This is a genomic window from Rhodococcus sp. NPDC019647, assembly GCF_044389235.1.
Taxonomy (GTDB): domain Bacteria; phylum Actinomycetota; class Actinomycetes; order Mycobacteriales; family Mycobacteriaceae; genus Rhodococcus_F; species Rhodococcus_F oxybenzonivorans.
Genome location: NZ_JBIRXS010000033.1, coordinates 58,284 through 78,531, shown reverse-complemented (window position 1 = coordinate 78,531; position 20,248 = coordinate 58,284). Strand labels below are relative to the sequence as shown.

The 20,248-nt window shown below is 64.6% G+C and carries 16 protein-coding genes and 2 pseudogenes; 4 read left to right on the top strand and 14 right to left on the bottom strand.

What is annotated here, in order from left to right:
• Window positions 1-1,453: 1,453 nt before the first annotated feature.
• A pseudogene (locus ACH49N_RS33750) lies at window positions 1,454-1,682 on the top strand (phosphatidylserine/phosphatidylglycerophosphate/cardiolipin synthase family protein); the annotation flags it as partial.
• A 133-nt stretch (window positions 1,683-1,815) separates the two neighbouring features.
• Here ACH49N_RS33750 and ACH49N_RS33745 read toward each other — a convergent pair.
• The 8 genes from ACH49N_RS33745 to ACH49N_RS33710 all read right to left on the bottom strand — a co-directional run bounded on the left by ACH49N_RS33745 (window position 1,816) and on the right by ACH49N_RS33710 (window position 8,813).
• Entirely contained in the window at window positions 1,816-2,151 is a 336-nt protein-coding gene (locus ACH49N_RS33745) for a hypothetical protein (RefSeq protein WP_231869148.1), read from the bottom strand.
• Window positions 2,152-2,156: 5 nt separating this feature from the next.
• The gene (locus tag ACH49N_RS33740) at window positions 2,157-2,450 is read right to left on the bottom strand and encodes a hypothetical protein (protein WP_012687124.1); all 294 of its coding nucleotides are present in this window, start codon (window positions 2,448-2,450) and stop codon (window positions 2,157-2,159) included.
• 227 nt (window positions 2,451-2,677) lie between these two features.
• Window positions 2,678-4,678, bottom strand: coding sequence for a cutinase family protein (locus ACH49N_RS33735; RefSeq protein ID WP_012687123.1), 2,001 nt, complete (start codon window positions 4,676-4,678; stop codon window positions 2,678-2,680).
• 209 nt (window positions 4,679-4,887) lie between these two features.
• Entirely contained in the window at window positions 4,888-5,685 is a 798-nt protein-coding gene (locus tag ACH49N_RS33730) for a hypothetical protein (protein ID WP_012687122.1), read from the bottom strand.
• Complete coding sequence (locus tag ACH49N_RS33725; protein ID WP_043827440.1) at window positions 5,685-7,706, bottom strand: hypothetical protein; 2,022 nt, start codon at window positions 7,704-7,706, stop codon at window positions 5,685-5,687. The genes ACH49N_RS33730 and ACH49N_RS33725 overlap by 1 nt, the downstream gene beginning before the upstream one ends.
• A complete protein-coding gene (locus ACH49N_RS33720) occupies window positions 7,703-8,095 on the bottom strand; it encodes a hypothetical protein (protein ID WP_012687119.1) in 393 nt (130 codons plus the stop codon). The genes ACH49N_RS33725 and ACH49N_RS33720 overlap by 4 nt, the downstream gene beginning before the upstream one ends.
• Before the next feature lie 189 nt (window positions 8,096-8,284).
• Window positions 8,285-8,455, bottom strand: coding sequence for a hypothetical protein (locus tag ACH49N_RS33715; protein ID WP_012687118.1), 171 nt, complete (start codon window positions 8,453-8,455; stop codon window positions 8,285-8,287).
• Between the two features lie 127 nt (window positions 8,456-8,582).
• A complete protein-coding gene (locus ACH49N_RS33710; RefSeq protein ID WP_012687117.1) occupies window positions 8,583-8,813 on the bottom strand; it encodes a hypothetical protein in 231 nt (76 codons plus the stop codon).
• A 265-nt stretch (window positions 8,814-9,078) separates the two neighbouring features.
• Here ACH49N_RS33710 and ACH49N_RS33705 point away from each other — a divergent pair, with 265 nt between their 5' ends.
• Together ACH49N_RS33705 and ACH49N_RS33700 are read left to right on the top strand one after the other, a co-directional pair.
• Window positions 9,079-10,023, top strand: a complete 945-nt coding sequence (locus tag ACH49N_RS33705) for a phospholipase D family protein (RefSeq protein ID WP_012687116.1) — start codon at window positions 9,079-9,081, stop codon at window positions 10,021-10,023.
• A 354-nt stretch (window positions 10,024-10,377) separates the two neighbouring features.
• A pseudogene (locus ACH49N_RS33700) lies at window positions 10,378-10,811 on the top strand (IS3 family transposase); the annotation flags it as partial.
• A 277-nt stretch (window positions 10,812-11,088) separates the two neighbouring features.
• Here ACH49N_RS33700 and ACH49N_RS33695 read toward each other — a convergent pair.
• The 6 genes from ACH49N_RS33695 to ACH49N_RS33670 all read right to left on the bottom strand — a co-directional run bounded on the left by ACH49N_RS33695 (window position 11,089) and on the right by ACH49N_RS33670 (window position 17,660).
• On the bottom strand, window positions 11,089-11,280 hold the full coding sequence (locus ACH49N_RS33695) for a hypothetical protein (protein WP_358277023.1): 192 nt from the start codon (window positions 11,278-11,280) through the stop codon (window positions 11,089-11,091).
• Between the two features lie 634 nt (window positions 11,281-11,914).
• A complete protein-coding gene (locus ACH49N_RS33690; protein WP_012687113.1) occupies window positions 11,915-12,418 on the bottom strand; it encodes a hypothetical protein in 504 nt (167 codons plus the stop codon).
• 167 nt (window positions 12,419-12,585) lie between these two features.
• Window positions 12,586-13,860, bottom strand: a complete 1,275-nt coding sequence (locus ACH49N_RS33685) for a DUF2637 domain-containing protein (protein WP_012687112.1) — start codon at window positions 13,858-13,860, stop codon at window positions 12,586-12,588.
• 156 nt (window positions 13,861-14,016) lie between these two features.
• Window positions 14,017-14,388 (bottom strand): hypothetical protein, encoded by a 372-nt coding sequence (locus ACH49N_RS33680; protein WP_012687111.1) that lies wholly within the window; start codon window positions 14,386-14,388, stop codon window positions 14,017-14,019.
• Window positions 14,385-15,167: a ParA family protein gene (locus ACH49N_RS33675; protein WP_012687110.1), complete on the bottom strand. Its 783-nt coding sequence runs from the start codon at window positions 15,165-15,167 to the stop codon at window positions 14,385-14,387. The genes ACH49N_RS33680 and ACH49N_RS33675 overlap by 4 nt, the downstream gene beginning before the upstream one ends.
• A 1,257-nt stretch (window positions 15,168-16,424) precedes the next feature.
• Window positions 16,425-17,660, bottom strand: coding sequence for a hypothetical protein (locus ACH49N_RS33670; RefSeq protein ID WP_012687109.1), 1,236 nt, complete (start codon window positions 17,658-17,660; stop codon window positions 16,425-16,427).
• A gap of 390 nt (window positions 17,661-18,050) precedes the next feature.
• Here ACH49N_RS33670 and ACH49N_RS33665 point away from each other — a divergent pair, with 390 nt between their 5' ends.
• Window positions 18,051-19,262, top strand: a complete 1,212-nt coding sequence (locus ACH49N_RS33665; protein WP_012687108.1) for an IS110 family transposase — start codon at window positions 18,051-18,053, stop codon at window positions 19,260-19,262.
• Window positions 19,263-20,248 lie beyond the last annotated feature (986 nt).

Sequence of the window (20,248 nt, the reverse complement as noted above, 5' to 3'; positions counted from 1 at the left end):
TTGCCGCGCTGGTCTTGATCAGAATTCGGATACCTTCCAGATCATCATCCGGGAAGGTACGCCCTCCCGGGATCCACAAGTTCTGATCATTGCTCGCCGAAGCTGGCCGCAACAATTGCCCTCCTGGCGCTGCGGGTAACTGTGCTGCCCGCACGAGTGGTAAGCGTGCTTTCCGATACCATCTGGCTTCTCTCTGGAGTAGGGGCGTGGGACTCGAGCCCGATACGAGCCCATGGATGTTGATGGAGATACTTCCTGTTCGGCTCTTTTCCACGTTTCCTGTGAAGGAGAGTGGCAGGTTCATGAGCCATGTCTGACAGGTGGGATTCTGAGACGCGATGCGGCCGGCATTTGTTTCGCTGTTGCCCTGGGTGGTCAATGAAACATCCACCCGGCGCAGCGGTGGTGTGTGGTCCCGAAAGTTCCGTACGCTCTTCACACGTCGTATTCGAATGTACTCGGACAGCTGGTGGGTGTCGGCTGGATTTGGATGGCACTGAGAACGCGCGGTCTTTGCGGTGGGCCCGAAGCTCGCATGTGACGATCGTCTCATCAACGCCGAGGAGACGGCTTTTCTTGGGATGCACCCATTGTGCGCAAGTCCAAAAACCACGTGACCGGGTGTACCTTGTCGTTCACCCATGGGCGCCCAGTGAAACCGCCCCGCTGCCATTCTGATCTGAGACACAAACGGGCCGCGATCTGGATGCCCTCCACAATGGGCGACCGGCCGCAGGTGATATTTCTGCTGCATTCCTAATTCAAGTTGAGGCCTGTCGTCGACGCCGATCAGTGAGTGATTGTTGCGAAACGCCAGGTAGAGGCTCAATCTCCTCAACTCGATGGCAGGAACGTCGAGGCTGCCTTCCGGTGAGCGTGCAACGCCCTCAAGTCAAACGGCAAAGGACGTGGAACTTACATCGTGTAGGTCTCGTCGGTCTTGTCGGTCGCACGCCGTGCTGACCTGCGTCCTTTTTGCAAAGTGTTGTCGCCGAGGGATTCTCACTAAGTTGTCAGAATCTCGGACATTTCGATGACGTCCAGGTCGCTGAACTGGGGTAACGCGCAAAGTTCGCGTCCTACTGAAACGAAATCGAGAAAACTGGCACCGGCGGTGAGAACCTACACATCATCGGCCTGTAAGAGACCATTTCAGGCCGCAACATCGTGTCACTCATGGTTTGTGCGTACTCGGCGACGATAATTTCAGTTATCGCAGCGACGGGCCCGGATCCCCACGTCACCGCATTTTTGCTCTGCAGAGTGTCGGTTTGTGGCGAGCCTCGGTGACGATGCTGTCGGACTTCGTCGACGCGTCGGCACCCACAGGGCTGGTTGCAGTGTTGCCGGCCGACACCGTGGGGTCCTCGTCCGACCGGCTCCTGCGCCGTCGAACTCGAGTGAGCCGTGCTGGAGGGTCGGCGGCCAGGTTCAGCGCCTCCTGTGGCGCTTAATGAGGCAGTGGACGAGACGGGTTGCCGTCTGTCGGTATGGGACCACCTTCCACGCCGAGTCCGTGGTCGCACATCACCCGCGCGATCCGTACCCGCGGCGTCCGCTATGCGGCGACCGGCTACCTCGGCCAGGCCGCACCAGACCTGCTTCCGCTGCGATCCGGGGACGTTCTGGTCGTCAACGCCTCCAAGGCCGCTATCCCCGGTGCTGCCACCTCCCCCGCCGCCTCCGGACCGCCCTGCTGGCGCTGCTGGACCTGTAACCATCGAAGTACGCGTCACAGTGCCCTTCACCACGCTGGTGGAACGACCACTGCGTCTGCGGTAGCGCAGCGCAATAGGCTCTTTCGGCTGGTTGGTCTCATGACTGGTCACTTTCGATGATGTCGAGCTGGACGCGGTTGCGGTGGCTGATCTCCCACCGGCCGGCTTCGAGGTCGTCGAGGAGGTCGCGGCACCGCTCATCGGTGCTCACGTCCGCGCTTTGCCCGTTGACCGGGCCGCGGATTCCGTTCCGCCAGTCGATGACCGTGTAGACGAACTCACCGGTGGTGGCGAAGTCGCGTGGGCGGGTGCAGACGACGAAGTGCTCCGAGAGTGCGCGGACGGTGTAGGGGCGGCGTGGTTCGAGACCGAACCGGATCCGCCCACCAACATCGAGTGAGATCGGAGGTGTGGGGGATCCCGTGGCGTTCATCAGTGTCACCGCGCACCCCCGCCCGCAGCCCTGCCTTGGAGCGCTGCCCGCTGATTATCGGCGAGCGTGTCCCGGTCGATGTGGCCGCGACCCAACCCCTCTGGCCGGTGCCCGACGTGAAACATCCCGGCGTCGCCGTCCTGGTGTCGGTGGGGGCAGGGGTAGATCGCCAGGCCGTGGCGTTTTTCGTGGTGGGTGCGGGCCGCACGCGCGGTCCTGCGGGTGAAGTAGGTGCGTTTGCCGCCGCAGTGCGGGCAACTCACCCAGCACGATGTCGGGCGGTGTGTTCGACGGGCCACTTTCCGGTGCTCCTATTCGACTGGGAGATATAGGTTCTCGGACCGAACGTCAACGCCGGGGCGGTGACCTGAACTGCGGCGTTTCTTCGTCCGGGCCAGGTCGGATTTCGACACAGCATCCGCTCTATCTGCCAGGTTCTCGGTTCCGTGGTCGAGGTGAAGTTCAAATGAAGTCGGCCGCGAGATGAAGCACGCAGTGGTGGTCCTACCGGGACGATGTCGGTTCGTCAGGCGGCGCGGGTGATCTGCAGGTTCAGCCAATCCGAGACCCACTGGATGGCGTTGCGGCCGGCGTTGTCGACGACGAGGTTCTGGTAGCTCTGGTGTGCACCGGAGGCGAAGAAGCTGGCCGCGTTCAGGCCCTCGCCGACTACCGCGGCGAGATCCTCGGCCCCCTGCGACTGCGTCATCGTCGACACCGACCCGGCGAGTCCTGCGAGGTCGAGGGTCTGCGCCTGCGTGGTGATCGCGTTGCCCACGGGATTGGTCTGTTTGCCGAGCAGCGCGGGGTCGGTCTTGCTGGCTTTGCCGGTGAGCATGTTCGCGGCCACCGAGGCGAGGTCGAGGCCGAGTGGGATCAACGCCGTGGTCTGTGCCGCGGCACCGACCGGGTCGGGTAATACCCCGGGCGGGGGAAAGAGCTTGTCCGCGGCGGCCCACGCAATTTCCTGGGCTTGACCGGCGATGGTGGCCAGCTTGATCACGTCGACGTTGCCGAGGATGCTGGTGACCAACGCTGCGATCTGGGTGTATCCGGACGGGTCCGGGATGATCGCGAGGATCTGGGAGACCCACTTCAAGTCGACACCGGCGGCCATCTTCACTATGGGCTCGAACTGCACGTTCAGCTCTCGGGCGGTATCGCGGGCGGCGCGGACATCGCCGGCGGCAATTCTTTGCGGGAGCACGATCAGGTTGTTCAGGATCTTCGGAATATCGAGGGCAGTGACGCCGGTGACGACGTTCAGGGCCTGGTCGACGACGACTTTCGGTTTGAGGACCGACAGCACGCTCGACGCGGAGGAGAGGGCATCTGCCGGGGTGGCGGCGACGGGTGCGATTTGGCTACCGAGTGATGCGGCGGTGCCCGCGAGTTGAGAGATTTCGGGTGCGGTGGCGGGCAGGGTGGTGGCGCCGTTATTGGCGAGTTTGGCTGCGGTGTTCGCGATCGTGGCCACCGAGTCGAGTGCACCGCCCAGGTCCGCATGGCTGGCTGTGGTGAGGACCTGTGCGGCCGCGTTTTCCGGTGTACCCACCGGGGCTGCGGCCAACTTGCTGGTGGCGGCGGTGTTCGCGGCCCCGGACTGCAGCAGGTCGACCAGTGGGCTGAGCGTCTTACTCAGCGAGGTTGCGGAGTCGGCGATCTGGTTCACATCGATCGAGCCGCCGGTACCGTTGCCGGACAGTTGCTGTCCGAGCGCGTCGACATTCGATCCGAGACCGGGCAGGTCGGCGTCGGTGAAATCCGAGGTCAGCGCGTGGGCGACCGCCGCGGTACCACCATCCGCGCCGGCACCGGTGCTGGTGTTGCCGGGGGTCTTCGACAGGATCGATCCGAGCGATCCGAGGAACGGGTTGGCGCCCTTGCGGATCGAGCAGTACAGGTCTTTCGGATCGCAGATCGAGGCGACCCGCCCCGACAGCGTGCCCATGCCCTGCGACCGGGGACCGGCGATCCCCTCCCCGGAGGTCGTCGGTCCGACCGGTGCGGCGCCCTTCGTGCCGGCACCCGGGTCGGCGATCAGCGCCACACCGAGGACCTGGTCCGCATCGACCGGCCCTTGATCGTTTCCGATCGCCGACGCGAGATCGCCTGCAGCGTCTGCACCCTGGGAGTATCCGGTGATCGTGATCTTCGCGCCCCGGCATTTGTCGGCGTAGGACTTCAACACGGCGGTGGCCTTGCTGACCGCGTCGAGTTTGCTGTCGGCGTAGGTGTGGCCGTTGTCGAACGCGGACGCCATGTACGGCAGCGTGTAAATCTGTGCGCGGGCACCGTTCTGTGCCCTGATTGCCTCCGCGACCGGGGCGAGCATGCCTACGGGCTGGTTCGGGTCGGCGTGCTCGTTGGTCTCCCATGTGCCGGGGATGAGCAGGTTGAATGTCGACACACAGCCCACCGGGGCGGCGTTGGCGATCGCGGGTGCGGTAAGAGCGACGCCGACGACGACGGTCGCAGTGGCGATCAGGGCGACCGTGCGACGGGTTCTCGAACGTCTGGCGGGCATGGGCACCTCGAATTGCCGGAAGGGACACTGCTGCCTACCTTCACCCATTTCGGTGTTTCCCCTCAACGGGGTGTCGGGGTGCCCCCGCTCCCTTTTCGGGTGCTGACCGGTGAGAATGGGCCGGAGTCGGGTGTTTTCACAGGCGATGGAACAAGGGGCCACCCGACCCGTGCCGCGGCGGGCCGGTGGGGGGTGGTCCCCAGGCGTTTTTAGATCCAGTCGATGTGGACGGAGTCGATGTGGTCGAAGTGGAATCCGAACTGGTCGCTGTACTTGTCGAAACCCTTGTTCTCCGGGTAGTCGAGTGTGGCGTGCCGCTCCAGCAAGGCCACGACCCGGGCGTGATCATCGTTGGCCAGCGCGGCGGCCAGTTCGCGGGACTCCTCACTGGTGAACGGGGTGTCCGAGTTCGCGAAATCCAGTGTCCGGACCCGGTAGTCGTAGCCCTCGTCGGCGCCGTTACGGACCATGACGCCGCCCTTGACGCGGATGACCGCCTTTTTGGGTGTTCCGTCGGGGCGCAGTACGCCGGCGCGTTTCATGATGTCCTCGGCCTTGACGTTGCGGAGTTTCTTGCTGGCGTCGGCGCGCAGCTCGTTCGTTTCACCGGACCTGTACCGGGAGACGGCGGAGCGGGACCGCCCGATCTTGGCGGCCACGGCATCGACGCCGCCGAGGCGTTCGATCGCCGCACGCCGCTGGGCACGCTCGACGACGTCGGCGTGCGGGATGCGGCCCTGTTGCGCCCACCGGCGCAACGTGCGCGCGGATGGGGGTGTGCGGCCGGCATCGATCGCGGCCTGCCGTAAGCCCTCGTTGCCGAGTTCCTTGCGCAGTTGTTTGACGGAGACCTTGCTGGTCAGTCCGGCCAGGCCCCCGCTTTTGACTTGCTTGGATTTTTCGACGCCGCTGGTCGCGGCGTTGGCGACGGAGACCTTGAGGCCGTCGAGGCCGACCGCCTCCTGCGCGGGCTTTTTGGTGCGGGGCTTCGGGAGATGTAGGGCCATCAGAGCACCCCCTCCCCTTCGTCGTCGGTGTCCTCGTTGTCGGCGAAGGCCGCCTTGATCGCGAGGTTCACCTCGTGTACGTCCTCGGCCGAAGTGAAGGCGGACAGGAGTGTGTCGGTGAGGACCACGTCCTTCTCGACCGACATCTTCCCCAAAGCGTCGCTCGGGTCGGCGATGTCCTCACCGCCGGAGAGGAGGTACACCCAGGAGTCGGTGACGGTGCGGACCGGCCAACGATTGTGTTCGCGGGCGATCCGCATCGCCACCCGGCGGCCGCGCCACCGGCAGTGCGCGATAATCGACGCGCGCCAGAGCGGTTGGTGGTGATGTTGCATCTGCTTCGCAGTCCACATGTCCGGGTTCACCATCCGCCCGATGTAACCCTTGTAGCAGGTGCCGAGGAACCGCTTCGTCGCGTCGTCGTCGGTGTCCACCGCGACCTTCCGTGCCTCGCGGAGGATTTTGGCCCACTTGTCCAGCGCCCGGCCCTGCTGTGGGTAGACCCAGGCCTCGGCGATGTCGAGGTCGTCGAGGTCGGCGCCGATTCCTCCGTCTGCGACCGGTGAGCACAGTCCGTCGAGGCTGACCGTGCTCACCCAGGTCTGCACCGGTTGGTCGGCGTGCATGTGCGGGTGCGGCAGAGGTATCTTTCCCGGAAGTGACAGTGTCTGCCCGGGCGGCAGGGTGATCCGCCACAGCCCGAACGGGGCACCCTTCTCCCCCACTGCCGCGGCCGCAGCAGTGTCACCAGTGAGGTGTGTGGGTTGCCCGTAGCCGAATTCGAGCATGCCCGCGGAGGCGAGGTAGGCGGCGCGTTGATCGATGGACACCAACCGGGTCGTGTCCTCGAGATCCTGCGCGTCGGGGACGCGGGTCCAGCCGACCGCGGGTTCGAGGTCTCCCCGCGGCGCGCCGTCCAGCGGTGGGACCGAACCGGGTGTGGTGACGACGATGCCTTTGCCGCTGCGGGTGCGTTCCCGCTTGATCTTGTCGACGAGGGCCGCGCCGGTCCGCGCGGGCGTCGGCCCCGGGAGCACCCCGAGGTGCGCGGCGCACCACGCCAACCGGCGACCGAGCTCCCGTGCCGCCGGGAGGTCATCGTCCGGGAGATACGTTCCCGCGGTGGGTGAGCCGAGGATGCCCATGTCGCCGACCCGGTTGCGCCAACCGAAGTCCTTGTTCCAATAGGTCCACACGTACGGTTCGATCACCACATCGACCATCGAGGTGAAATTCCCGATCGAGCGGGACAGGTGCACCACGTGCCCGGGGTCGCCGCGCAACTCCCAGCCCGCGTTCAGCATTGGGGTGAGGGTGGCGTGCAGGACGGCGGTCAGTTCCTGGGCGGCGCGGTTGCGCAGGGCCTCCATGTCGTCGACGTCGTCTTCGCTGCCCGGGTCGATGATCCACCCGAGCAGCTCGCACGCGCCCTGTCCGACGACCCAGATCTGTGCGGGGGCACCCAACGGTGTCAACGAGGCCCAGCGAATCAGCTTGTCCAGCTTCTCCACCGAATCGACGGGACCGGTCAACTCCCGCCCGGAGGGTGTGAAGGTTCCGGCGGCGGTCACGATCAACGCATGGCCATCGGCATCCTCACCCACTGGCAGCGCCTCCCACACCGGCGGATCCGCCGCGTCATTGCCAGCCTCTTCGCTGCCAGCCTCTTCGCTGCCAGCCGTGTCGCTTTCAGCCGCGTCGTCGTGCACTTCGTCGCCGTCGACCGCAGCGTTGTCCACTTCTTCGCTGTCCGTCTCGGGTGTCGGCCGGGACGGGGCTTCGGCGGGGTCGGCGGCTTCGGCCACATCCGACCGCTCGGGCGATGCAGGGTGTGCGGCAGCGGCCGGCTCAGAATCCGCATGATCGGCTTCGACGAAGACATCAGCATCGACAGAGACAACGTCCTCATCGGTGAGGAGAAAGTCATCGTCGGGGAGAACATCATCGGTGGAGGAGGGAGATGTCGTCAGGGTTGTCTCGGGCAGTGCGAACAGGGGGATCTGTTCCCACGGACTGCTCATGACTCCTGCTCGGTGATCCGGCCGTCATGATCTGCCGGCGGGACGTGGTAGCGGTCGAAGAACTCCTGCAGCGCCACGTCCACGACGTTGGTCACGGTGGATTGGCGATCGTTCACCAGCCAGTTCAACCGGGCTTCCGTCGAGGCCAGGACGCGGGTATTGAGCGGAACCTTCGCCGGGCCCTTCCGCGGTTCCAGCTTCGCCGTCAGCTCCGGACTCGGCGTTCCCGGGCCGCCGACGTCTCCCGCACCGGACGCGCGCTTCGCCGCCTTTACGGCTGCTCGTCCGGCCCCGGTCGGGCGGCGGCGGGCGCCGCCTTCGGAATTTCCTACCTTCGCCATCCCCACCCACTCGTGTTCGGTGTGCCTCCCGTGTACGTGCGCGGACATCACCCTACCCACTACGCGCCGTGTTGCCGGTATTTTCGCTGGCATGTTTGCGCGCAGAGTTGCGCCCAGACTGTGACGGGGTGTTACCTCGCGCCGAGGGCATCGACGGGTGCTGGCGGCGACGACGCCGGAGACACTGCCCGGGCCGTCAGCGCAGGAAACCGTCATGACTCGACCACCGCGGAGTCGTCAGTCCACCAGCGTGATCGGCACCCCGGGCGTGATGAACAGGTGGTGCCGGGCGCCGTCATGGGTGAGCGACATCGCCACACCCAGGGTGTGTCCCTCGGCGAACCGTGCGAGCAGCTCCCGGGTGGCCTCGAACCTGGTCTGGCTGATGCCGTAGGTGACACCACCCAAAAATGAGGCTGGGCACCATACCCTCCTTTGCTGACGGTGGATCGTTGCCGAAAGTCTCGCTGACAACCCCTCGTCCATTGGGCGGACACACCGTCTCGGTCCGAGGGGGGTATCTGCTGGGGCGGGGCTACCAGCGGTGGACGACGGTCGGGTTCGGCTCGTCGCTGCCCCGAATCGCGATCGGAGTCGCCGGCGTGATCAGCAGGCGAACCGTCGAGTTCTGGCTGACGAACCCGACGAATCCACCATTGCCGTTGTCTGCGAAGATGCCCCGGATGGCGTCCTCAAGGCCGTGGGCGGCGGCCGCATCGGCGAGTGGATATCGGACCCCGTCGTAGATCGCTTCGTAACTCATCATCCTTCTCCCGCCGGTCTCGTTTCGTGGTGCTCACCAGCGTAAGAGCGCCGGGCCGCCGGTCGGGGCCGACGCCGACGCCGACGCGTTGTCCGCAACCGACATTCGACCGGATCGCTGCCCCCAGAGCGATTGCGGCCAGCCCCTCACCCGCGCCACCGTCGACCTCGCCAGGGAGCGCCGCACCGGCGGCGCCCCCGTTTAGCTTCTTTAGCGTTGCCAGGGACCGCCACCCGGCACAAGGCCTGGCCGGTTACCGTCTGTCGGTATGGGGACCACCTTCCACGGGCCGAGCCCGTGGCCACACATCACCCGCGCCATCCGCACCCGCGGCGCCCGGTACGCCGCGATCGGCTACCTCGGACAGGACGCGCCCGCCCTGCTTCCGCTGCGCGCCGGGGACGTCCTGGTCGTCAACGCCTCCAAGGCCGCGGTCCGGGCGCACGCCACCTCCCCCGCCGCCCTCGCGTACTACGTGAACAAGGGGGTGCGGGTGCTGTCGTCGCCGACCCTGCACGCCAAGGTGATCGTCACCAACACCCGGGCGGTGATCGGGTCGGCGAATGCGTCGGAAAACTCCACCCTGGCCGACGACGCTGTGGTCATCACCGACGACCCCGAGATCGTCGCCTCCGTGCGTAAGTTCATCGACGGCCTCGACGAGATCACCGAGGTCGATCAGGTGTTCCTCGACGACGCGATCCTCGAGTGGGAGATCGGCCGCGCGGTCCCCCTGCCCGGGGTCACCGGCCGCGTCCGCACCGAGACCGATTTCCTGCCGACGCCGGTGACCCGGATGTTCGTCAAACACGCCGTCGACTACGAACCCACCCGCACCGAACAACAGGTCCTCGACGAGCAGCGGGGCCGGCACCACAGCCGCGGCGGCCCGGCGGCGAAGTACCAGCTCGAATCGCTTCGCCTCGACAGGCCCAGCGGGGTGAGACGGGGCGACGTGATCGTCTTCGTCTCGGCCGATGACGAGTGGATTTACGCGCCGGCGGTCGTGGTGTCCGATCCGATGAAGATCCCGCGGTCCGGTGGAGCGGTTCTGTACTTCCTCCGCCTGCGCACCGGCCTGTCTCCGCTCCCCCTCCCCGGCGCCGAGAAGGCGCTGACCAATCTCGGGCACCCCGGGTCACGGCTGCGGACCGACCACTACGTCCGCTCCCCTGGCCTTAGGTCCGCGTTGCTGGGGCTGTGGGACCTCTGATCCTCAGCGAACCTGGTGTCAGTGTGAGAGTCAGCGCCGCAGACCCGACGAGCCCGACCGGTGAAAACGCTGGACGGCACCAGATACCGCGACACGGCGCGGCGCTCCTCGAGTCCTCGGACGCGGGTGTCGCCGCGACCATCTGCCTGGCGGTGCTGACCATCCGCGCGTGCACCGTCCTCAGATCCGTCGTGCTGGCCCTCCTCATGCTCGTCGCGGTCGCCGGCCTTGCCGGCCTAACCATCGCCGCCCTCCGACACTGCCCGCATGTCCTTCTCCGCTGCCGTGTTGGTTCCGGTGCTGGAGCGTCACCGAGCCTCGTGCGTTCGTCGCGCCTTGGTGGACCCACCCCACATCTGCTCACGCCGGGTGGTGGGTTGGTCGATCGCCGACCACATGCGCACCGATCTCGTCACGGACGCGATCGAGATGGCGGTGCGCACCCGCGGTGGTGACGTGCGTGGCGTCATCTTCCACAGCGACCGCGGATCTCAGTACACCGCAGCAGCTTTCGTCGATGTGTGCCGCCGTCATGGGATCCGCCCGAGTCGAGGCCGCGTTGGCTCGAGTTACGATAATGCTCTCGCCGAGTCGTTCTTCCAAGGACTCAAGAGGGAGTGGCTGCACGGACGGAGCCGGACGTCGAAGTCGCAGGCACGGCTGGAGTTGTTCGAGTGGCTCTCGTACTTCAATCGACGTCGCCGCCATTCCGCCCTCGGAGATACCTCACCCCGGTGGAGTTCGAACAACGGCTGATCGCGTCGTCTACGCTGTCAGTCGCCGCATGAAATCGGGTGTCCACTCCCGAGGGGCAACCTCAGTGTCCACTGGATTGGATCACCTGCACAGTCATGTCACCCTCACGCTCGCGACGTCACCGAACCGTGGCACCAGCATGGCACAGCCGACCGACGAAGTAGAGGCCCGAAATCCGGTCCTGACGAATCCATGACCCCCAAACCGTCGGCCCGGCTACGACAGATTTCAGTCGGCGCCGCTCGATCCGTCACCGATCCCCCAGACGTGCGATGCCGGATCAGTAGGCGCACGGAAGGGTTGCACGATCTAGGCGCGGATGCTGCCACGAAATGAGCGGCGCTCACCGCCACCTGGCCACCTCGAATGTGTGATGCAGTAGTCAAGGGCTGCGTGGAACGCGCTGGCGTTCTCGTCCTTGAGATCGATCTCGTACTCGGCACTGACGACGAGTAGCTGATGTCTCGCCCTCATCGCCGGACATGTCTGGGTCGATGTCATCGACCAGTTCCGCCACAGCCCTACTCGCCGCGAGAACGACTCCCGGGGTGGTCGATACGGACGAGGCACCACGACGGGCACCTTGCGTTGCACAATACGCAACCCACAAATTGAGATGCTAGCTAGCGTAGCGGAGTTAGCTATCCTCGCTTCGAGGTCACGGTCACGGTCGCGGAGCCTTTTCGGCGCACGATTCATGACGATGCCACTTCCGCGGCAGCCATCCGGCCGCCGACAAAGAAAACAGACAACCGCCCAAGCTCGGGCACTTACGTCACAGTGATGAAAACTTGTCCGCGCTCTCCCCCTGCCACCAGCGCCGCACAGCAACACCAGAATCACCGCGACGCCGACGGTCGCAGCCCACGGCACGCCGAGCGGAGTCGTCAGGTTGCGGCCCCGTCTGCCACGATCGCGAGCGCCCCACATCCGATCATCGCACGGGTCGCCGCGCTCCACCATTGGGCTGTGGTGCACCACTACGGCCGTCATACCTGAGTATTCCGTGCCGAGGGCGCTGACTGACGAAACGACATTAGTCCTGGATCTACTCGCCCACTTCGAGATCGAGTGGCGGGATGGGTGTGCCTGCGGCGGGCGTCAGCGTCACCAGGTACCCCAGAGGAGACCGCGACTAGAACTCGACGGGTATACGCTGCTGCATCCTGCGGGCGTGTTGTTGCTTCGCGGTGATAGCGGCCTCGATACGGCAGCTCAGGTTTTCGTCGCCGAGGTGTGGATCGTCGAACCCGGCCACCACCGCCAGCTCTGTTCCGATACGGACGTGGGCAGTCTTATTGACCACCGACCCGTCGTCGCGGCGCGCCAGCTCGCGCCCCGCGGCGATGACCTGAGCCATGGCGTCAACGCGATTGGACGCTTCCCCCGCGCGCACCGATGTCCGCTGAGTCTCCAGATCCCAAAACGATACGAACCATTCCACGACCGGTCCCTCATCCACTCTTCTCAGGTGAACTGCGTAAATCACCAGCATCCAACCTGCAATGCGGCGCCCGCCCACCTGCAATGCGCCGACGTTGTTGCGTCTGCATAGCGGCCCACGTCCGGTTGTCCGTTGCATCCGAATCTGACGTTGCGTTGCCAATCTCGCACTGTCGGCGTTGCGTTGCAACTCCATCTGGCTGTGCTGCAACGTCGAGCAGCATTGCGGTCAAAGGCGCTGGGTGTTGCAGCCGTTCGAGAGTCCCTGGGTGTGGGGCGTGCCCCGCGCTGTTGGTCGGTCGTCTCCCAGTCGAGCGCCGGAGAGTACGAACTGGCCGTCGCCGCCCTGCTGTGGGCGGATGTTCAGGGTGTCCCGACCAATGTGTACTGCGGATCGAGCGTTGCCGCATTGCGTCCGTCCGCAATCTCCTCGAGTTCCGGCAACGGGGGCGTCCGGAACCCGGCGTCGACCGCGCGTTGCGCAACCTTGTCGAACCGGCGCATTGCGGTGCTTGCGGCCTTGGCCCGCGTGAGGGTGGCGATCTCCGCGTAGCTGTGCTGTTCGATGATCCGCAGTCGGGCCGTCTCCTTCACTACAGGCTCGAAGTCGGCGCACGTTTCGATGAAGTCGAGGAGGTTCTCGATGGTCTGGGCCTCGTCCGGCAACACGAATGGCTCTTGCGAGTCCTCGAGCGCATTGCTGACCTTCAGTGCAGCGGCATTGCTTCCGTCCAGTGCATTGCGCGCAACGTGCTCCTCGGTGAGGGTCGCAACATCGGTGCGGTCATCTGGGTTCGTTTCGGTTGGTTGCGCGGCATCCGCAACGCCAGTGGAACTCTCAGGTCCGGTTACGGCGGCCGCACGGCTGTCGTCGAGTGCCGAGGAGTCGTCTGCCGTTGCAACGTCGGCGAACTGCGCAACGGTCTGAGCAATGCGCGGCGCAACGTCGGGGTCCTGAGCAATGCGCGGCGCAACGTCGGGGTCCTGAGCAATGTGCGGCGCAACGATGTCCGCAACATGGCCAACGTTCCGTTCGGATGCCGGCATCGACTCTGCCGCCACCGTCGGATAATGGTCCGCGATGTCCTCACCGTCCTGCTGTTCGCGGTCGCGGGTGTCTCGGACGACCGCGGTGTACTCGGTGTGGGCGGTGCCGATGGCCTTGATGAGGATTCCGACACCGTGGGTGAAAGCTAAGACCAAAAGTGGCGGGATGACTGCGATGAGCGATGCGCCGGTTGGAGTCAGTGGGGTGTATCCCAGGTCGATGCCAGCTGCAGCACTCCGTGCGGCGGCTTCCCCGGCGCGGTAGGCGTGGTAGGCGTTGCCGAAGACGCTGATGAAGACGACGACCACTGCGAGCCAGAGGAAGAAATGCTTCCCCGTTGCGCTGCCGTTGATTTTGCTTAGCGCAACGATGGCGATCGTTGCGCCGAGGATTGCGCCGTCGACAATGGCGGGGAAGATCCAGGTGAGGTAGTGCGGGATTCCGGCCTGCAATGCGAGGTCGCGTTGCACGGCGAACGACAGCACGAACGCTCCGGTGGTGATACCGACCGCAATGGCGATCGCAACGATTAGGGCAGCAATGAGGGCGCGGAGCTGGATTCGTGCTGCTCGGATACTAAGGTCGTTCATGATCGGGGTTTCCTTCCACGGGGTCCCGGTCCACGAGGCCCCCGCCGGCGCAATCGGCGGGGGCCTCCTTGTGTTGGTGCGGCCAGCGTTTTTCGGTGGGGGTACCTCGAACCACGAGCGTCCGCCTAGCACCGATAGCTAGCGTCGCTATTGGCGCTAGCAGCCATTCTTGGCCAGGTACTCGATAAGCGCGGCGTCAGTGACCGACGAAATGGTGATGCTCCGATCCCCGGTCTCGTAGCGCAACTTGTCCACACCGCGCGTCAGGCGCGCCTTCGTCGAGGGCCGCAACCGTACGTTGTGTTGTTCGCTGAGCTTCTCGACAGGCGATGCCGCCTCGGGTGCAGGAGACAAGACCGGCGTGACGGGCACGTCGGCGACACGTCTGATGGTCGATTCGGTCGGAAGTTGCGTCGGCTGCTCGTCGACGGCGGCCGGGGTGGGGTCTTTGACGACCCGGGGGCGCTCAGGAAGATCTGCGGCAGGGTGCGCCGGCCTGCGGATAGCGGGTTCACGTTGGACGCTCATACGGTCGCTCCTGCGGTCTTGATGGGTAGTTCGTTGAGAAGGTCGGTGTAGGCGAGCTGCAGTGACAGCGATTTTCCGCCTGTGAATTTGTGGATCGGGGTGCGCGCGCTGTGTGCGTCCTGCCGCGTGGCGTATTCCGGGATGGTGGTGCGCGCGACGAGGTCGCCGTAGACCTCGCGCAGTTCGCTCTCCCGGAATCGGTGTTCGCCTGTCCCCCGCTGTCGGCTGAGGACGATCTTGTCGATGGCCAGGTTCGGGTTGGGGCGTCGCTGGACGTTCTCGACGGTTTCGAAGAGCTTGGTGACGCCTTGGACGCTGTCGATAGTGGGCTCGGTCACTGCAATGACCCCGTCCACTGCACAGAAGACGGCGAAGAGGAGTTTGCCGAGCGACGGTGGGCAGTCGAAGAGGACTGCGTCGTAGGCGGAGAGGTCGAGGCCCTCGAAGGCGATGTCGAGGCGGAAGATGAGGTCGTTGGCCCCATCCGACTCGATGTTCGCGAGCGTCTGGTCGGCCGGGATCAGGTCGACGCCGTCCCATGGGGTGGCAATGACGGCGTCGATCGCCGTGCCCGACGCGGTTCGGCTCATCAGGTCGTAGGTTGTCAGCATCTCGTCGGTGATGGTGACGCCTACGCCGTTGGTGGCGTTGCCCTGGGGGTCGACGTCGACGATGAGGACGTGTCCGCCGGCGTTGCTTATTGCGCTCGCGAGACCGAGGGTCGTGGCGGTCTTGCCCACTCCCCCTTTCTGATTGCAGATCGCGCATTTGCGTGTCATGACTTGGTTTCCGTTCCGTCGAGGCCAGGAGACTTCCAGATGCGCGCGATGAGCGTTAGTGCAACTCCGCACGCTCGCGTAGGGAGCATAGCCAGGCTTGGCTGCTGAGCTAGCTCGACACGCCGAGCAACGCTAGCGTTCTTTGCTAGGTGAGCTAGCGTGCATATTGCAACTAGCTTCTCTAGTTTTGCTTTCGTAGCGATCGACGCTGCCGACGCAGACATAGCTATTACCTCTACGGTTGCGATCGTATCTACGGTGTCTGTAATCGCATTGCTCGCAACACTTGCTGCACTAGTTTTCATAGCGACGTTAAGTACGAATGTGCCTATAGCGATGACAGCAACGATCGATAGTTGAACTTCCCTAGCAAGCATCGCACTCGTAGTTTTGTTCGCACTCATAGCTCTGCAAGCAACCCTATGGCCCCTAGACTGCGTTGCCAGCCTAGTAAGGCTAGAAAGGCGAGTCAGCTTAGACGTGCGAGCGTCTCTAGAAAACGGGGCTACTGTAGCGCTCATACGGCGTCTAGCTCACGTAGATATCGTTGCTGGCATCTCTCTGATAGCCACGATTGCGAGAATTGCTGCGCTACAACGAGTAGTTGTGATCGTATCCCTAGCAGGAATATCCGCGATATGAAGGCTAGAGACCATAGCCCAGATAGCCTGGATAGTTATGCTTCCCTTCCTGCTATCAAAGTAGATCCCGCCAATGCTACAGGAGCTAGCATTGATATTTCAGCAGGTCAGTGGGTCGCCGCCCCAAATATGCACGAGGCACCGTCACGCGAAACGCATCCCTCCAGCCAGATCGCATCTGCCTAGGCGCGGCGGAACCCGGCGAAACGGAGCAGGCCAGGCTTCTGGTTATCGCAGTTCGACATGCTGCCCGAGCGGATCTCGCCCCGGATCAACCGAGCACGATTCTCGGGCTAGCCGCGCTCCGCTAGCTAGGCTAGCGTCCTTATCTCTGTGAGCGAGAACTGCTATTTCCGCGAGCGGCCTTAGTGCAACGGTCGCTTCACTGCTAGCTACTACTTCACTCCTAGCAGGAGTAGGCGGGCGAGCAATCAACGCTCGCCTAGCAAGCCAAAATAGCTGGAATAGCGTTACTAAGATACCTAGCGTCTCTATCGACGCTAGGTAGCCTTACTAGCATCGCACTGTGGGGTTACATCACTTTCCCAACGAGCGCACATTCGCTGGGCCGCGGCAGGCCGTGTGAATCGGGTGTGCACAGAGCCAAGCCGACGGTTCACGGCAGTAATCGGTGGGCGAGTTGTTCGGCGTTGAGTTGCCGAATGGCGTCATCGACGGCGCAGCGGTCGGTGAGGTCGACGCCTCGCTCGGCAAGCGCCGCGGCCACCTGTTTGGCAGGGCCCCAAGCAGTTTCGTCGTCAAACGCGTCATGGAACTCGGGCAGGAAGGTGTCGACAGCATCAACGACGAGGCTGATCCACTGGCGGTCGATCCCCTGTTGGGTCAGCACGAAGGTCAGCCATCGGCGCAACACGAAGGGCAGTGCGTTGCGTTGGTCGGCGTCGAGGACTGCTTTGCGGGGAAGCCAATCTGTAAGCAGCAGCATCACCTCGCCCGGACTCCAGCACAGCGCCCCGGCGCCGATGTAGCCGTCGCCATAGTCCAGGAACAGCTCGGCCAGCGACCGGCTCACCTCGTCGTCGCTTCCGATGTCGGTGAGGAAGTCCTCGACCAGTTGGCGGCGCCTTTGCTCGGGAAGTCCGACATGTTCGGGCCATTCTGGCAGGTAGTCCCGGCAGCGGGACCATGCCAGCGCCTGGTGATCGCGAAAGTCCTCGTCGGTGGTGCGGGGCCAGGTCATGTCGGTAATGCGCAACGCGTGCGCGAGATCGGCGAGCACCTCGGCGACCGGGACCGGCTGGAGCGGCATGGGTGCCTCGTCGGGCTCGCGCAGCTGGTCCCAGGTGGTGGCTGCGCCAGGATTGAGGAGAGCGAGCTTGTCGATCATCAGCCCGCCGACCTGGTAGATATTTGCCATCAATGTGTGTGGGTGCGGTCCGTCGTAGTCAATGAACAGGACCCGTTCGCTGTCGTACACGTCGACCGCGCGCCACGCCGCGGTCGGGGTCCAGGCCTCGACGGTGTGCCAGGTCGGCAGTGGTTGGGTTTCGGTCAAGATGTGGAGGGTGTCGGTCAGCATGGCTGTGTCGGACGCGGGTGCGACCCGCGCGAGCGCGTCGATCGCGGCCAGTGAGTGCGGGGACGGTGTGGTGCATGCTCGGCCGGTGACCTGCATGCACAGTTGATGCTCGGGTTCGTGTTCGGTCACTGCCGCCGTCGACCACGCCTCGCCGAGCCAGCCGCTGGCCCAGGTCTCCGCGGTGAGCGCATCGTCGATTTCGAGGAGTTGCCGGGCGTCGCGCAGCAGAAGATCGGCGGGGTGGAGTTGCCGGGGAGGACGGCGAACGGGTCGGCTTTTGCCGCCCTTGCGGCGGCCTCGGCTCTTGGGCATATTCGCAGTCCACCACAGGCACCGGCCAAGGCGCTATCACGGCGCGCCGTCCGGCGAGATTCCGGCGACGTCCGTATGTGCCGTCACGTGACAGAAACTGTAGATAGCCGGGACATCAATGCTCGCCTAATGGGAGTCGATCGGCGAGCCTTCGACAGGTGACTGCCCGTCCACGACAAGCTGATCACTGAGCCGCCGGCCGGTGAGCACTGCTCTCGCCTGGAGTGAGGTTGATTCCTAGAGTTAGATTGTGCCCCGGCCGGTCGGTGAGGTCGCCTATAGCGCTGATGGGATGTCGTGCCGTATGAGCACTGATCCATTAGGTCGATGCCGGGTGCCTCTGGGCTCGAACAGGTTTCATCAAGAATAGGAGACCAAAGGAGGCGATCGATGATCTTCGTCGGAGACGACTGGGCCGAACAACATCACGATGTCCATTTGATGGACGACACGGGCAGGCGACTGTCGTCGCGTCGGCTGCCGGAAGGACTCGCCGGCATCTGCACATTGCACGAACTGATAGCCGGCCACGCCGACGAGCCGGGTCAGGTCGTGATCGGCATCGAAACCGACCGCGGTCTGTGGGTACAGGCGCTGACCGCCGCCGGCTATCAGGTGTACCCGATCAACCCCCTCGCGGTCGCACGCTACCGCGACCGTCACCACGTCTCGGGCGCGAAGTCCGACGCCGGTGACGCCAAACTGCTCGCGGACCTGGTACGCACGGACCGGCACAATCATCGCCCGATCGCCGGCGACAGCCCGGACGTGGAGGCGATCAAGGTCCTCGCCCGCGGACACCAGAACCTGATCTGGGCCCGGACCCGGCAAACCAACGCGCTGCGCTCGGCGCTGCGCGAGTACTACCCGGCCGCGCTGGAGGTGTTCGACGACCTGCACGACCGCGACACCCTCGCCGTACTCGGTCGCGCCCCGACACCCGCCGAGGCCGCGCACCTGACCCTGCCGGCGATCCGATCCGCGCTCAAAAGGGCTGGTCGGCAACGAAATCTCGATACCCGGGCCCGCGAAATCCGGGCCGGGTTGCGGGTCGAGCAGCTCGCCGCGCCGGCGCCGGTCGTCGCCGCGTTCGCCGCCACCACCCGCGCGGCGGTCGGTCTCATCGTCGAGTTGAACCGGCAGATCATCGAACTCGAGTCCACACTGGCCGACCATTTTGAGTCACACCCGGACGCCGACATCTACCGTTCCCTGCCAGGACTTGGTGTTGTGCTCGGCGCCCGGGTGCTCGGTGAGTTCGGGGACGACCCCGACCGCTACACCACCGCCAAGTCTCGCAGAAACTACGCCGGCACCTCCCCGCTGACGGTCGCGTCGGGCAAGAAACGCGCGGTACTCGCCCGCCACGTCCGCAACCGGCGTCTCTACGACGCTATCGACCAGTGGGCGTTCTGCGCTTTGTCGTCCAGTCCCGGTGCCCGGGAGTTCTACGACCAGCGACGCGACGCCGGCGATCTGCACCACCAAGCGCTCCGCGCCCTCGGCAACCGCCTCGTCGGCCTCCTCCACGGCTGCCTCCGCCACCACACCCACTACGACGAACACATCGCCTGGGATCACCGCACCATCCGGGCTGCTTGACGTCCTACGGCCCTGGGATGTCTAACTATTCGCAATAGCTAGAGTTACCTGGCTCTGCTAGCTCGCATTGCTAGCAGAGCCAGGTCAGGTTGGTTGGCTGCCGAACAGCTTAGAAGGACGCTGTGCCCGGTGAGGGCGACCGCTGGGGTTGTGCGCCGTTGAAAAGTCTTCACCAAGGAAGACGGGGTGGACCGACGGCTGTGCGAGAGGGTCGACTTCGATGGTCAGGCATACGAGGCCATCTCGGAACTGCTGGTGGGCAGGTGGTGCGGTGTGAGAGCTGCGTCTGCCCATGCTCAGGCATCATGTGTCCCTCATGGTGACGTTCTTGCGAGCTGGACCGCGAACCACGACTGCGGTTTCCACGACTGCGTGTGCCTCATCGGAAAGGGCGAGAATCGCGTGATCTTTAGCTTGGACCGTGGCCTCGTCGTAGGCGTGGACAACGACATTGTCGTCGGCCCACACAGAGGAGCGGTCGCATGCTCTGATGAATGCGTGATTGTGAGCTACGACCCGGCACTGATCGAAGGCAGTAACCGTTGCGTGGGTATAGGCCCAAAGATGAACGTGCCCTGTGACTTCCACGGTCGCTGCGTCAGTGGCGACGATGTGCGCGGTCGCGGGTAGTGGTGAGTCGAGATGAATCCGTGCTTGTGATCCAGCGGTAAAACGCAAGGTCCACTCGTCGCCGGCCGTCGCGAAGGTGTGGTTGTCGAGTTCGATTAGCTGACCTGCAGTGTCAACCACGACTGTGCGGGCGCCGTTGCGGAGACGCTCGCGGATCGAGTCTGCGTTGCGGCTGATGCGGGGATGCGCCTGGACTCGACTGACATCGACCCGCGGGTGGCGTCGGGTCGATCGGGACACGGTGTTCTTACCCACGAGCGCACTCCGTTCTGTGCAAGTCGGCCACGGTGATTCTCGCAGGATATGGCCCATACACGGTAGCGAGTGGGATGTCGCTCGGCGCGGTGTCATTGTCC

Excerpts from the sequence above, each read along its gene's own strand:
- ACH49N_RS33730 (WP_012687122.1), bottom strand. The coding sequence starts at position 5,685 with ATGGCCCTACATCTCCCGAAGCCCCGCACCAAAAAGCCCGCGCAGGAG.
- ACH49N_RS33665 (WP_012687108.1), top strand. The coding sequence starts at position 18,051 with ATGATCTTCGTCGGAGACGACTGGGCCGAACAACATCACGATGTCCAT.
- ACH49N_RS33735 (WP_012687123.1), bottom strand. The coding sequence starts at position 4,678 with ATGCCCGCCAGACGTTCGAGAACCCGTCGCACGGTCGCCCTGATCGCC.
- ACH49N_RS33720 (WP_012687119.1), bottom strand. The coding sequence starts at position 8,095 with ATGTCCGCGCACGTACACGGGAGGCACACCGAACACGAGTGGGTGGGG.
- ACH49N_RS33680 (WP_012687111.1), bottom strand. The coding sequence starts at position 14,388 with ATGAGCGTCCAACGTGAACCCGCTATCCGCAGGCCGGCGCACCCTGCC.
- ACH49N_RS33725 (WP_043827440.1), bottom strand. The coding sequence starts at position 7,706 with ATGAGCAGTCCGTGGGAACAGATCCCCCTGTTCGCACTGCCCGAGACA.
- ACH49N_RS33695 (WP_358277023.1), bottom strand. The coding sequence starts at position 11,280 with ATGACATCGACCCAGACATGTCCGGCGATGAGGGCGAGACATCAGCTA.
- ACH49N_RS33675 (WP_012687110.1), bottom strand. The coding sequence starts at position 15,167 with ATGACACGCAAATGCGCGATCTGCAATCAGAAAGGGGGAGTGGGCAAG.
- ACH49N_RS33685 (WP_012687112.1), bottom strand. The coding sequence starts at position 13,860 with ATGAACGACCTTAGTATCCGAGCAGCACGAATCCAGCTCCGCGCCCTC.
- ACH49N_RS33670 (WP_012687109.1), bottom strand. The coding sequence starts at position 17,660 with ATGCCCAAGAGCCGAGGCCGCCGCAAGGGCGGCAAAAGCCGACCCGTT.
- ACH49N_RS33705 (WP_012687116.1), top strand. The coding sequence starts at position 9,079 with ATGGGGACCACCTTCCACGGGCCGAGCCCGTGGCCACACATCACCCGC.
- ACH49N_RS33745 (WP_231869148.1), bottom strand. The coding sequence starts at position 2,151 with ATGAACGCCACGGGATCCCCCACACCTCCGATCTCACTCGATGTTGGT.
- ACH49N_RS33710 (WP_012687117.1), bottom strand. The coding sequence starts at position 8,813 with ATGATGAGTTACGAAGCGATCTACGACGGGGTCCGATATCCACTCGCC.
- ACH49N_RS33690 (WP_012687113.1), bottom strand. The coding sequence starts at position 12,418 with ATGGAGTTGCAACGCAACGCCGACAGTGCGAGATTGGCAACGCAACGT.